The following is a 14,218-nucleotide window of genomic DNA, read 5'->3' on the forward strand; positions in this document are numbered from 1 at the left end:
AATATTTAATAATTTAATGTTAAAAAAACCTTCATTTATACATTTAAGAGTTCATAGTGATTACTCTATTTTAGATGGTTTATCTAAACCAGAAGAAATTGTCAAAAGATCTATTTTGTATAATATGCCATCTGTAGGAATTACAGATTTTACAAATTTATATGGTGTAATTAAGTTTTATAAGTATGCACATAAAAATGGAATTAAACCTATTATTGGATCAGATTTTAATATTTTATCGGAAGATGGATTTTTAGATGAAATAACTGTTCTAGCGTATAATAATATCGGTTATGAGAATCTTAAATTATTAATTTCACGAGCTTATAAAAGAAATTATAATAGTTTAAAAGATGTATATATTAAAAAAAAATGGTTAATAGAATACTATAATGGTTTAATAATACTGTCAGGAGGAATTGATGGAAGTATTGGAAGATTTATTTTAAATAAAAGTAATAATTTTTTAAAGAATGATTTAAATTTTTATCAAAAATATTTTAATCGGTTTTATTATTTAGAAATATCTCGTTTAGGTCGTGTAAATGAAGAAGAATATATCGAAAATATTTTAGATATTTCTGTGAAAAATAAAATTCCAGTAGTAGCAACAAATAATATAAGATTCTTAAAAAGACAAGATTTTTATTCTCATATAATTAGAATTTCTATTCATCATGGTATATCAATTAATCAGGCTAAAAAGACTTTTTTAAAATATAATAAAAATCAATTTTTTAAATCCGAAGAAAAAATGAAAAAACTGTTTCAGGATATTCCAGAAGCTTTATTTCATTCAGTTGAAATTGCTAAAAGATGCAATGTATACATTTCTTTTGGAAAATATTTTCTTCCAAAATTTTTTACAGGAAAAATGAGTGCGGAAAATTTTTTAATTAAAAAATCATTTCAAGGTTTAAAAAAACGATTAAGAAGCAAACTTTTTAAAAAAAGTAAATATTTTTTTTTCAAAAATTTATATGAGAAAAGATTAAAAACAGAATTAAAAGTAATTAATAAAATGGGATTTCCTGGGTATTTTTTAGTTGTTATGGAATTTATTAAATGGGCTAAAAAAAAAGAAATACCGGTTGGTCCAGGAAGAGGTTCTGGAGCAGGATCTTTAGTTGCGTATTCTTTAAAAATTACTGAAGTAGATCCAATTGAATTTGATTTACTATTTGAAAGGTTTCTTAATTCAGAAAGAATTTCTATGCCTGATTTTGATGTTGATTTTTGTATGAACAAAAGAGATTTAGTGATTAATCATGTGTCAGATTTTTATGGTAAAGATTTTGTATCTCAAATCATTACTTTTGGAACAATGACAGCCAAAGCTGTTATACGTGATGTAGGAAGGGCATTAGGATATCCATATGGTTTTTTAAATAGAATTTCAAAGATGGTTCCTTTAGATCCAGGAATTACTTTAAAACAAGCTATTTCTGTTTCTTCTGAATTATATTCTTTGTATACAAATGATAATGAAGTTAAAGAGCTTATTGATTCTACTGCTAGATTAGAAGGTGTAATTAGAAATGTTGGAAAACATGCTGGAGGAGTAGTGATTTCTCCTGATAAAATTACAAATTTTTCACCTGTATATTATGATAATTTAGAAAAAAAAAATTCTGTTACACAATTTGATAAAAATGATATTGAAGATATTGGTTTAGTAAAATTTGATTTTTTAGGTTTAAAAACTTTGACTGTAATTGATTATACAATAAAAATGATTAATAAATCTTTTTTTAAAAAATTTAATGGAAAATTTTCTTTAGAAAAGATTTCTTTAAATGATAAAAAAAGTTTTTTTATGTTAAAAAATGCTAATACAACTGCTGTTTTTCAGTTAGAATCATATGGAATTAAAGATTTAATATTACGATTAAAACCTGATTCTTTTGATGAAATTGTTGCGTTAGTTGCTTTATTTCGACCTGGTCCTTTGCAATCTGGTATGGTTGATAATTTTATTAATAGAAAGTTTGGAAAAGAGAAAATTTACTATCCTGATAAAAGATGGCAACATAAATTATTAAAACCTATTTTAAAATCTACTTATGGAGTAATTTTATATCAAGAGCAAGTTATGAAAATTGCTCAGGTATTATCTAACTATACATTAGGTGAAGCTGATTTATTAAGACGCGTTATTAGTAAAAAAAATTATCAGGAAATGTCTACTCATCGTGAAAGATTTGTTTCAGGAGCTAAAAAAAATAATATTTCACAAGAATTATCTAGCAAAATATTTGATTTATTAGAGAAATTTGCTGGATATGGTTTTAATAAATCTCATTCTGTTGCGTATGCTTTGATTTCATATCAAACTCTTTGGTTAAAATCAAATTATTCTGCTGAGTTTATGGCTTCAGCGATGACTATGGATATGAAATATTCTACTAAAATAATGATTTTAATTAATGAAGCTAAAAAAATTAATTTAAAAGTTTCTATTCCAAATATTAATATTAGTAAAAATAATTTTTTTGTTAATTATCATCAGGAAATTGTTTTTGGTTTAGGTGCTATTAAAGGAATTGGAGAAAGTACTATTGATAAAATACTTTTTGAACGAAAAAAAAATGGTTTGTTTAAAGATATTTTTGATTTATGTTTACGAGTTGGCGCTAAAGTTATTACAAAGAAGATTTTAGAAAAATTAATTTTTTCTGGTGCGTGTGATTGTTTTCATAAAAAAAGAATAGAATTATATTATTTAGTTCCATATATTATTAAATATTCTCTTCAACAATGCAATTTTTTATTATCTAAACAATCAGATTTTTTTTCAAAAAAAAATTCCAAAAATTTTATAAAACATAAAAAAGATTTTATTTTTAATCCTTCTTGGTCAAATAAAATTGAATTAGATCATGAAAAAGATATTTTAGGATTTTATTTATCAAAAAATCCCTTTATATATTATATAGATGAAGTAAAAAATTATATTAATTTAGTTTATTTAAAAGACGTTTCTATTTTACAAAAAAAAAAAAATATTGATATTTCTGGAATAATCTTAAATATTAGATTTTTTTTAACTAAGAATAAAAATAAAATAGCAATAATAAATTTAGATGATGGAACAAAAAATTTAGAAGTAATTTTGTTTTCAAAAATATTATCAAAATCAAAGTCTGTTTTAAAAAAAAATAATTTAATAGTTGTTAATGGATTTATTAAAAAAAATTTATATAGAGATACTTATGGAGTTATTGCTAATCAAATTAATCATTTATATTCGATAAGAAAAAAAAATTTATTACACATACAAGCGATATTAAAAAATAATTTAGATAATCAAAAAAAAGTTATTCAGAGCTTACGAGAGTATCTTTCTTATTTTCTTAAAGGAAAAACAATTTTAAGTATTTTGATTGAATTTAATATGAATAATAAAACAGAATGCATTCAAAAATTAAAAGTTTTTCCTTCAGATAATTTATTATATTTTTTAAATTCATTCCCTTTTTTTAAAAAAGTAAAAAAGATTTTTTTGTAGTTTGTTATTTAAAAAATTTTAATTTTTTTTAAAATTATATAAGAAATTTTTTTTATCTTAATCATTTTTTTAATGCTATTTTTTCTGTTTTGTAATTCTACGCATTGATTCAGTAAAGTTTTTTTACTAATGATAATTTTATAAGGAATTCCGAGAAGATCTGTTTCTGTGAACATTATTCCAGGTTGATTTTTTGTATTGTAAAATAAAACATCGATATTATTTTTTATTAATTTTTTATATATTTTTTTAGAAGTTTTTTTAACTAAAATGTCTTTTTGAAAATTAATTGGAATAATAGAAACGTGAAAAGGAGCTATTTGCATAGGCCAAATAATTCCTTTTTCATCACAATTATTTTCAATAATTGCTCCTATTAATCTTGTAACTCCAATTCCATAACATCCCATTTCTAATGTTTTTTTTTGTTTTTTTTTATTATAAACAAATAAATCAAATAATTTTGAGTAAGTTTTGTTTAATTGAAATATATGTGCTATTTCTATGCTTTTTTTTTGTTTATTTTTTGAGTGATTTTTTTGATTGTTTTTTTTATATTGAACATGAAATTCATGTGATATGCTTCCTCCTATAATTCCGTTTTTAGCTGGTTTTATTTTTACATTTAAGTTCATAGAATTGAATATTTTTATGTATGCTGCATATATTTTAAAATAGGTTTTTTGAAGAGATTTTTTATTTATATGAAAAGAATAAGCGTCTTTCATGATAAATTCTCGTGCTCTTAAAATTCCAGATCTTGGTCGAATTTCATCTCGAAATTTTGTTTGAATTTGATATAAAATTATTGGTAATTCTTTATAAGATTTTATTTTATTTTTAATTAAAGTAGTAATAATTTCTTCATGTGTTGGTGATAAAATAAATATTTTATTATTTCTATCTTTTGTTTTAAATAATTCATTCCCATACAATTTTATTCTTTTGCTTGTTTTGAAGAATTTAGAAGATTGTAAAATTGGCATATTTATTTCAATTACATTATTTTTTTTCATTTCTGTATGAATTATTTTTTTTACTTTATTTAAGACTCGTATACCATTTGGTAACCATGTATATATTCCAGAAGAAATTTTTTCAATCATTCCTGCTCTAATCATTAATTGATGACTAATATTTTTTGTATTTTTTGGGAATTCTTTTTTTGTAAAAAGAATATAATTTTTTTTTTTCATTTTTTTATTGTTTCATGTTTTAATTTTTAAGAATAATTGCTTATTTTTTTAATAAAAGTAATTTTTAAAATTTTATTTTTTAGAATTTTTTTATGCTTATATTAAAATCATTGTATATTATAAATATTTATATTTAAAAAAATATTTTTTTGTAAGATTTTTTATATTTTTTTATAAAAGGATTTTTCATGTCAAATTATGAAGATAAAACAGAAGCACCTACAAAGACAAAAATTAAAAAAGCAAAAAAATATGGAATGAATTTTTATTCAAAAAAATTAAATTCTTTATTTTTACTTTTTATTTTTTTGATGGTTTGTTTTTTTTTTAAATATATTTTTTTTTCATGTTTAATAAATATTTTTCGTTTTAGTTTAATTTTTGATAAAAAAATTGTTGAAGATAATTTTCAAGAAATTATTTGTATTTTTTTGTATTGTTGTCAACAATCTTTTATTGTATTGTTTATCATATTTTTTTTTCTTGTTTTATCAACTTTTTTTTCTCCCATGTTATCTAAGAATTTTTCTTATAATATAAAAGCTATAAATTTTGATATTCAGCGTTTAAATATATTTTTAGGAATAAAAAAAAATTTTTCTTATGTAATTTTTTTAAAATTTTTTAAAATATTATTCACAACAATGATTTTATTTTTATTTTTAACAATTTATTTTTCAAGAAATCTTGTAAAAATTTTTTCTTTAATTTATAAAAAATTTTTTATTTCTTTTTCAGAAGGAATAAAAATAATTTTTGAAATACACTTGTTCTTTTTAATATTTTGTATTCCAATAATTTTTTTAGATATTTTTTTAAAAAATTATTTATATTATAAAAAATTAAAAATGAGTCATCAAGAGTTGAAAGAAGAATTTAAAAGTATCGAAGGAAATCCTCAAATAAAGTTAAAAATTCGTGAAAAAATGAAGTTTTTAATAAAACAAAAAAATATTTTAGAAATTCAAAAAGCAGATATAATTATTACTAAAGATAGAAAATATGCAATTGTTTTAAAGTATAATGAAAATAATATGATAGCTCCTAAAATAATTTTTAAAGGATCAAAGTATTTATTTCAAAAAATTTTAAAATTAGGAGAAGAATATCAAATATTTTGTGTTAATTTTCCTTTTTTAGCAAAAGTTTTATATAAAAAAGGAAAAATTGGAAAATATATTCCACGTGAATTATATGAATCAGTTGCAGATGTTTTCGCATGGTTATGGAAATTAAAAAAATGGAAGAAAGAAGGAGGGAAATATCCACAATTTCAAAAAAAAATATATAAATTATCCAACATTAATATTTCAGGAAAAAATAAATAATGCATAGTTTTTTTTCTTTATTAAATTTTTTTAAAAAAAATCAGAATTTACAGATAAAAAAATTATTAAGTCCGATTTTAATTTTAATGATTTTATCTATGATGATTGTTCCTTTAAGTCCTTTTGTTCTGGATGTATTTTTTACTTTTAACATTTTTTTATCTATTTTAATTCTTGTAATAACTATGTTTACAAAAAGAATTTTAGATTTTACTGTTTTTCCAACAATTTTATTGTTAACTACTTTATTACGATTGTCTTTGAATATTGCTTCTGTAAGAGCTATTTTATTATATGGTCATCAAGGAGAAAATTCTGCAGGTCAAGTAATAGATTCTTTTGGACATTTTCTTGTTGGAGAAAACTTAATAATTGGAATAGTTATTTTTATTATTTTAATAATAATAAATTATATTGTAATTACAAAAGGAGCAGGAAGAATAGCTGAAGTTGGAGCGCGATTTGTGTTAGATGGTATGCCTGGAAAGCAAATGTCTATTGATTCTGATTTAAATGCAGGATTGATTCAAGAAAAAGAAGCTAAGCAAAGAAGATTAGAAATATCAAAAGAAGCTAATTTTTATGGAGCAATGGATGGTGCAAGTAAATTTATTAGGGGAGATGCCATTGCTAGTATTTTAATAATGTTAGTTAATATATTTGGTGGTTTATTTATTGGTTTTTTTCAACATAATATGAGTATCTTTGAAGCGTCACAAAGATATACTTTATTAACTATAGGAGATGGTCTAGTAGCACAAATTCCAGCTTTAGTTATCTCAACTGCTGCAGGAGTGATGATTACACGAGTTGAGACTAATAAAAATGTCAGTAATCAAATTCTTGATCAGTTATTTTCAAAAAATGATATTTTTATTTTAAGCGGGATAATAATTGGAATTTTGGGTTTAATGCCTGGTATGCCTAATTTTATTTTTTTATTATTTATAATATCTTTATTTTTTATTAAATTTTTTTATCAAAATAAAAATAAAGTTTTATTAAAAAATGATTTGTTAAAAAATAATAAAATGAATTTTGATATTTCTTGGAAAGATGTTCCATTAGAAGATTATATTTTAATTTGTTTCAGTACTGAGTTAATGAATTTAATGTATAGAAATAATAAAGAGGATTTATTAAAAAAAATTTTTTATATTCGAAAAAAATATGCTCATGAATTTGGTTTTTTACCTCCTCAAGTGAATATTAAAAGTAATAAAAATTTATTAAAACATCAATATAAAATTTTTTTGAAAGGCGTAGAAAGTGGTTCAGGAGAAGTTTTTTTAAAAAAATATCTTGCAATTAATTCTAATTTTTCAAAAGAAAAGTTATCTGAAGAGGAAGTTTCTGATCCTGTATTTAATTTTCAAGCTTTTTGGATTACAAAAGATTTAAAAGATTATGCAATAAGAAAAAAATATACAGTGATAGATTCTCAAACTATTATAATGACTCATTTAGATAATTTAATATCTAAAAATATTAGTGAATTTTTTGGTCGTCAAGAAACTCAAGAATTATTAAATAAAGTCAATTTAAAATTTCCAAAGTTAACAGAGGGTTTGATTCCTGATACATGTACATTAACTACTTTAAATAAAGTTTTGCAAAATCTGTTATTGGAAGGAATTCCAATCAAAGATATACGAACTATTTTAGAAACATTAATAGAAAATTCTTCTTTACAAAATAACATTGATGATTTAACAAATATTATTCGTATTTCTTTAGGAAAATATATTGTTCAAAAATTTTATGCAAATTCTAATAATATTTTTGCTATAGGATTATCTTCTGAAATAGAGAGTTTTTTGTTAACAGCTTTAAAAAAAAAATTAGTACTTAATGTTGATTTTTTAAAAATTTTTTTTAAAAAAACACAGAAAGCAATAGAAAATCAAGATTCTATTAATGCTCCTAAAGTAATTATTGTACATCCAGTTTTAAGATATTTTGTATTTCGTTTGTTGAAACCTCATTTTTCTCATATTTCTGTTTTATCTCATTTAGAAATTCCAAATAATAAAAAAGTTATTTTAAAAAATTTAATTGATTTTTAATTTTTTATATAAATTTCATAACTTGAATTCCTAAAATATTTAGTCCTTTTTTTAAAATTTTAGCAATTAAGAACGACATTTGTAATTGACTATTGCGTATTTTTTTGTTTTTATTATTTAAAATATTATATTTTTCATAAAATTTTGAATACTTTGATGCAAGTTTATAAATATATTTACATAGTAAATGAGGTTGTCCATTTTTTACTGTTTTTAATATAGTTTCTTTAAATTGTAATATTTCTATTGATAGAAATAATTCATAATTATTTGAAATCATGAATTTATTATTTAAATGAGAGATTTTTTTTTTATACTTTTTGAGTATAGAATAGATTCTTATATATGTATATTGTATGTATAAAGAAGTATTTCCTTCAAAAGAAAGCATTTTTTTCCAATCAAAAACATAGTTTTTTTTTCTATTTTTAGATAGGTCTGCATATTTTAATGCTCCTATTCCAATTATTTTAGATAACTTTAATAATGTAGTGTATTCAATGTTCTCATTTTTTTTTAAGATAATTTTTTTTGCTTTTTTAATAGATTGATTAATAAGATCGATTAACTTAATAGTATTACCTGAACGTGTTTGAAATGGATGTTTATTTTTAGACAACACCATTCCGAACATATGGTGTTGAATGATAGTTTTTTTGGTAGTATATCCAGCTATTTTAGCAATTTTATATATTTGTTGCAGATATTGTTTTTGACGAGAATCAATATAGTATAATATTATATCTGCTTTTAGTGTTTTACATCTATATTTCATACAAGCAATATCTGTTGCTGAATATAAAAATGCACCACTTTTTTTTTGAAGAATAATTCCCATTTTTTCTCCTTTTCTATTTTTAAAATCTTTTAAAAAAACAATAACATTTTTATTTTTTACTCTTGCAATTTTTCTTTGAATTAAATCTGGAACAATTTTTTTAACTATTTCTTTATAGAAACTTTCTCCAAAAATATTTTTATCTTGTAAACTAATATTAAGTAATTGATATATTATTTTGTTTTCTCGAAGTGTTAATTGAACGACTTTTTTCCAAATATTATTGTAATATGTAGAATTTTTTTGTAATTTTGATGTATATTTTTCTGTTTTTTTTAAAAATTTTTTATTTTTTAATGATTTTTTTTTTGCTTGACGATATATTTTTTCAATTTTTTGTATTGATATATTTTTTATATGATTTATTTTTTTTTTTTTCAAATAAGCAATTAACATTCCAAATTGATTTCCCCAATCTCCGATATGATTTGATCGAATAACATTATATCCTGAGAATTCCATTATTCTTGCCATAGCATCTCCAATAACAGTAGATCGTAAATGTCCAACGTGCATTGATTTTGCTACATTTGGTGAAGAATAGTCGATTACGACTTTTTTATTATTTTTTTTAAAAATTATTTTTTTTTTCACTTTTTTTTCTATTTTTTTTTCGATCCATCTTGGATTTAAAAAAATATTTATAAAGCATGGTTTAGAAAAATTTATGCTTTTTATAATTTTATTTAGATTTATTTTGTTAATAATTTTTTTTGCTAAAGTAAAATAATTTATTTTGCATTCATGAGATATTTGAAATAAATTATTTACTTGAAAATGTCCTTTTTTTTTAAATTTGTTTTTTTGAATAATAATTGGTGTATTAATTTTGATTTTATTTTTTTTTAAGCTATTCTTAATTTCTTTTATTAATTTAGATTGAATTGTCATGTTTTAACCTTATATAAAATTTATATATTTATAAATAAATAATATATTTTTATTTATTTTATATTATATATTTTAAAATATTAACTTTTGATAAAAATTAAGAAAATATATTTGACATTTTTTGAAATATCATTTATTATAAAAAAACTTTAATTAGTAATGTTCTTTTAAAATATATCAGAAAATTTGTGTGGGCACAGAAAAATTTAAGTGCAAAAATGATTTATTAAGAATTAATTTAGTTTTTTAAAGTTTTAAAAAATGAAGAGTTTGATCATGGCTCAGATTGAACGCTGGCGGCAAGCTTAACACATGCAAGTCGAGCGGCAGCGAAAGAAAGAAATTTATTTTTTTCTTGTCGGCGAGCGGCAAACGGGTGAGTAATATCTGGGGATCTACCCAAGAAAGGGGGACAACTACTGGAAACGGTAGCTAATACCGCATAATGTTGAAAAACTAAAGTAGGGGATTTATTTTTTTCTTCGGAAAAGAATGAACCTTACGTTTTTGGATGAACCCAGATGAGATTAGCTAGATGGTAAGGTAAAGGCTTACCATGGCAACGATCTCTAGCTGGTCTGAGAGGACGATCAGCCACACTGGAACTGAGACACGGTCCAGACTCCTACGGGAGGCAGCAGTGGGGAATATTGCACAATGGGCGAAAGCCTGATGCAGCTATGCCGCGTGTATGAAGAAGGCCTTAGGGTTGTAAAGTACTTTCGTTAGGGAGGAAAGAAATGTATATAATACATGCATTTTTTGACGTTACCTAAAAAAGAAGCACCGGCTAACTCCGTGCCAGCAGCCGCGGTAATACGGAGGGTGCGAGCGTTAATCAGAATTACTGGGCGTAAAGAGCACGTAGGTTGTTTTTTAAGTCAGATGTGAAATCCCTAGGCTTAACCTAGGAATTGCATTTGAAACTGAAAAACTAGAGTATCGTAGAGGGAGGTAGAATTCTAGGTGTAGCGGTGAAATGCGTAGATATCTGGAGGAATACCAGTGGCGAAGGCGGCCTCCTGGACGAATACTGACGCTGAGGTGCGAAAGCGTGGGGAGCAAACAGGATTAGATACCCTGGTAGTCCATGCTGTAAACGATGTCGACTTGGAGGTTGTTCCCTTAGAGGAATGACTTCCGAAGCTAACGCGTTAAGTCGACCGCCTGGGGAGTACGGCCGCAAGGCTAAAACTCAAATGAATTGACGGGGGCCCGCACAAGCGGTGGAGCATGTGGTTTAATTCGATGCAACGCGAAGAACCTTACCTGGTCTTGACATCCATAGAATTTCTTAGAGATAAGAAAGTGCCTTCGGGAACTATGAGACAGGTGCTGCATGGCTGTCGTCAGCTCGTGTTGTGAAATGTTGGGTTAAGTCCCGCAACGAGCGCAACCCTTGTCCTCTGTTGCCAGCGGTTCGGCCGGGAACTCAGGGGAAACCGCCGGTTATAAACCGGAGGAAGGTGGGGACGACGTCAAGTCATCATGGCCCTTACGACCAGGGCTACACACGTGCTACAATGGCGTATACAAAGAGAAGCGACTCTGCAAAGATAGGCAAACCTCATAAAGTACGTCGTAGTTCGGATTGGAGTCTGCAACTCGACTCTATGAAGTCGGAATCGCTAGTAATCGTGGATCAGAATGCCACGGTGAATACGTTCCCGGGCCTTGTACACACCGCCCGTCACACCATGGGAGTGGATTGCAAAAGAAGCAAGTTGTTTAATCGTTTTTTTTAGCGAAGGACGCTTACCACTTTGTGATTCATGACTGGGGTGAAGTCGTAACAAGGTAACCGTAGGGGAACCTGCGGTTGGATCACCTCCTTAAAAGTCACTTTATAAAATTTGTAAAGTGCCCACACAAATTTTCTGATATTTAAGCTTTTTTTACACAAAGGCTTGTAGCTCAGTTTGGTTAGAGCGCACCCCTGATAAGGGTGAGGTCGGTGGTTCAAATCCGCTCAGGCCTATAAAAAAACACCTTTATCTTAAAAATTTTTATTTTCATAAAATTTTAGGGGCTATAGCTCAGCAGGGAGAGCGCCTGCTTTGCACGCAGGAGGTCAGCGGTTCGATCCCGCTTAGCTCCATTATTAATATTGATCTTTTATTTTTCTTAAATTACAAAAATATTCAATTTTTGTTTCAGAACAATACCAATAATTAATCATTTGTTTTATTTTTTTTTCATTAATTCTAAAAAATAAATTAATTTTTTTTTCGTTTTCAAGAGAACTATAATTTATAATGTTTTTAGATTTTTTTTGTAAAAAATTTAAATAATCTTGAATGAATTGATCTTTTTTATATATCTTTTGAAAAAAATTTAAATTATTTATAGTATATTCATGTGAATTAAAAAAAACTGTTTTTTTTGGAAATTTCTGAATCTTTTTTAAAGATTTATATAAATTTTTTGAACATCCGTCTTTCGTATTTCCACATCCTCCAGAAAATAAAATATCTCCACAAAAAAGATATTGATCAAAATAATAGGATAAATCATGTGTAGTGTGTCCTGGTGTAAAAAAAATATAAAATAATTTATTAAAAATAAATATTTTTTTGCTTTTTTTTATAATTTTTTGATGTTTTTTATGAATATTTTTTATTTTTTTTGGTGTAAATATTTTTATATTTGGATAATGATTTATTAATTTTGAAATTCCATGAATATGATCGAAATGCATATGAGTAATAAAAATATAAATAGGTATTATTCTTTTTTTTTCTAATTTTTGTATAATGGGTTTTGCAAGTCCTGGATCAATAATAATACATTTTTTGTTTTTATAAATTATCCATACTAAATTATCATTAAATATTTTTATATTTTTTATTAAAATCATAATAATTTTCCTTTTTCTTTAATATATGTTTTATCTGTTTTAGTTGGTTTTTGTGCTGCTTTTTTTGCATATTCATCACATAATTCATTTTCAAAATTTCCCGAATGACTTTTAATCCAAATCCATTTAATATGTTTATGTTTTTTAATAATTTTATTTAATCTGATCCATAAATCTACATTTTTTATTTTTTTTTTGTTTTTTGTATTCCAATTATTTTTTTTCCAATTTTTCATCCATTTTGTGATTCCATAATATACATATTTACTATCTGTTTGTATTTTAATATTAGAAGAGATTTTAATTTTTTCTATACCAATTATTACACTCATTAATTCCATTCTATTATTAGTTGTTAAAAAAAATCCAGAACTAAATTTTTTTCTATATTTTTTATATTCGATAATTGTACAATAACCTCCTGGCCCTGGATTTCCTAAACATGAACCATCTGCAAAAATAGTAATTTTATTTTTCATTTTTTTATTTCTCATTTATAATTTATTTTTAAACTTTTTATTTTGATAAAGATGAACAAAAATTTTCGTCAAGTAGTACTAGATACTGAAACTACAGGAATGAATTCTTCTTCTGGTCCAGTATATTTAGGTCATCGTATTATAGAAATTGGAGCAGTAGAAATTATTAATCGTAAAATTACAAAAAACTTTTTTCATGTTTATTTACAACCAAATCGATTAATAGATCAAGAAGCTTATAAAATTCATGGGATATCAGATGAATTTCTTATCGATAAACCGAAATTTTTTGAAATTTATCAAGATTTTCTTAATTATATTAAAGGTTCTGAATTAATTATTCATAATTCAAAATTTGATTTAGGTTTTATAAATTATGAACTTAGTCTATTAAAAAAAAATGTTTCTGCAATATCCAAGTACTGCAAAATTTTAGATACACTTAAGTTATCAAGAAGTATTTTTCCAGGAAAAAAGAATAACTTAGATGCGTTATGTAAGCGTTATAAAATTCATTGTAATAGAGAATTACACAGTGCAATTATAGATGCAAAATTATTAGCTAATGTTTATTTGTTTATGACGTCTTCTCAACAATCTTTTTTTTTCATGAAACCAACAAAAAACTCTTTTTTAAAAGAAAATAAAAAGCAAAGATCTCAAAATATATATATTCAAAAAAATAATCTTCAAGAAAATATTTTGCATATAAAATATTTGAAAAATATGAAAAAAAAATTTAAATGTTTATGGAAAATTGAAAATTTTTAAATAAAATATTGTTTTTTTCTTTTATTATAGTATAATTAACTTAAAAAATGTTTTAAAAAATATTGGTGCGGTAGTTCAGTTGGTTAGAATATCGGCCTGTCACGCCGGAGGTCACGGGTTCGAGCCCCGTTCGCACCGAAAAATTTTTTTATCCTATCTTTTTCATTTCTTTATTTTTTAAATTTAAAAGTTAAAATATCTTAAAAATAAAATTTTTTTATATTATTTTTTCTTATTTACATTTAAAAAAAAAGAAAATCTAAAAAAAAAATACAAAAAAAAAA

The 14,218-nt window shown here is 23.9% G+C and carries 8 protein-coding genes, 3 tRNA genes and 1 rRNA gene; 8 read left to right on the forward strand and 4 right to left on the reverse strand.

Features of this window, described 5'->3' with window-relative positions; all coding sequences use genetic code 11:
• Positions 1 to 16: 16 nt before the first annotated feature.
• The gene (gene dnaE / locus AB4W52_RS00840) at positions 17 to 3,508 is read left to right on the forward strand and encodes a DNA polymerase III subunit alpha (RefSeq protein WP_367675467.1); all 3,492 of its coding nucleotides are present in this window, start codon (positions 17 to 19) and stop codon (positions 3,506 to 3,508) included.
• Positions 3,509 to 3,516: 8 nt separating this feature from the next.
• On the opposite strand, the gene AB4W52_RS00845 is transcribed toward dnaE, so the two are convergent.
• Positions 3,517 to 4,704 carry an aminoacyl--tRNA ligase-related protein gene (locus AB4W52_RS00845; protein ID WP_367675468.1) on the reverse strand — a complete coding sequence of 396 codons (1,188 nt, stop codon included), beginning with the start codon at positions 4,702 to 4,704 and terminating at the stop codon, positions 3,517 to 3,519.
• Between the two features lie 188 nt (positions 4,705 to 4,892).
• Between AB4W52_RS00845 and AB4W52_RS00850 the strand changes: the two genes are divergently transcribed.
• Complete coding sequence (locus AB4W52_RS00850; protein ID WP_367675469.1) at positions 4,893 to 6,032, forward strand: EscU/YscU/HrcU family type III secretion system export apparatus switch protein; 1,140 nt, start codon at positions 4,893 to 4,895, stop codon at positions 6,030 to 6,032.
• On the forward strand, positions 6,032 to 8,098 hold the full coding sequence (locus tag AB4W52_RS00855; protein ID WP_367675470.1) for a flagellar biosynthesis protein FlhA: 2,067 nt from the start codon (positions 6,032 to 6,034) through the stop codon (positions 8,096 to 8,098). The genes AB4W52_RS00850 and AB4W52_RS00855 overlap by 1 nt, the downstream gene beginning before the upstream one ends.
• Positions 8,099 to 8,102: 4 nt before the next feature.
• Here AB4W52_RS00855 and argS read toward each other — a convergent pair whose 3' ends face one another.
• Positions 8,103 to 9,827: an arginine--tRNA ligase gene (gene argS / locus AB4W52_RS00860; protein ID WP_367675471.1), complete on the reverse strand. Its 1,725-nt coding sequence runs from the start codon at positions 9,825 to 9,827 to the stop codon at positions 8,103 to 8,105.
• Positions 9,828 to 10,085: 258 nt separating this feature from the next.
• Between argS and AB4W52_RS00865 the strand changes: the two genes are divergently transcribed.
• The 3 genes from AB4W52_RS00865 (at position 10,086) to AB4W52_RS00875 (ending at position 11,925) form a co-directional block, all read left to right on the forward strand.
• Positions 10,086 to 11,662, forward strand: a 16S ribosomal RNA gene (locus tag AB4W52_RS00865).
• 68 nt (positions 11,663 to 11,730) lie between these two features.
• Positions 11,731 to 11,805, forward strand: a tRNA-Ile gene (locus AB4W52_RS00870).
• 47 nt (positions 11,806 to 11,852) lie between these two features.
• A tRNA-Ala gene (locus tag AB4W52_RS00875) sits at positions 11,853 to 11,925 on the forward strand.
• 3 nt (positions 11,926 to 11,928) lie between these two features.
• On the opposite strand, the gene gloB is transcribed toward AB4W52_RS00875, so the two are convergent.
• Together gloB and rnhA are read right to left on the reverse strand one after the other, a co-directional pair.
• Positions 11,929 to 12,684 (reverse strand): hydroxyacylglutathione hydrolase, encoded by a 756-nt coding sequence (gene gloB, locus AB4W52_RS00880; protein WP_367675472.1) that lies wholly within the window; start codon positions 12,682 to 12,684, stop codon positions 11,929 to 11,931.
• A complete protein-coding gene (gene rnhA, locus AB4W52_RS00885; protein WP_367675473.1) occupies positions 12,681 to 13,163 on the reverse strand; it encodes a ribonuclease HI in 483 nt (160 codons plus the stop codon). The genes gloB and rnhA overlap by 4 nt, the downstream gene beginning before the upstream one ends.
• Positions 13,164 to 13,214: 51 nt before the next feature.
• On the opposite strand from rnhA, the gene dnaQ reads away from it, so the two are divergent.
• Positions 13,215 to 13,934, forward strand: coding sequence for a DNA polymerase III subunit epsilon (gene dnaQ, locus AB4W52_RS00890; protein WP_367675474.1), 720 nt, complete (start codon positions 13,215 to 13,217; stop codon positions 13,932 to 13,934).
• Between the two features lie 64 nt (positions 13,935 to 13,998).
• A tRNA-Asp gene (locus AB4W52_RS00895) sits at positions 13,999 to 14,072 on the forward strand.
• Positions 14,073 to 14,218: the final 146 nt, after the last annotated feature.

It is taken from the genome of Buchnera aphidicola (Chaetosiphella stipae setosa) (assembly GCF_964059095.1).
GTDB classification, from domain to species: domain Bacteria; phylum Pseudomonadota; class Gammaproteobacteria; order Enterobacterales; family Enterobacteriaceae; genus Buchnera_J; species Buchnera_J aphidicola_BP.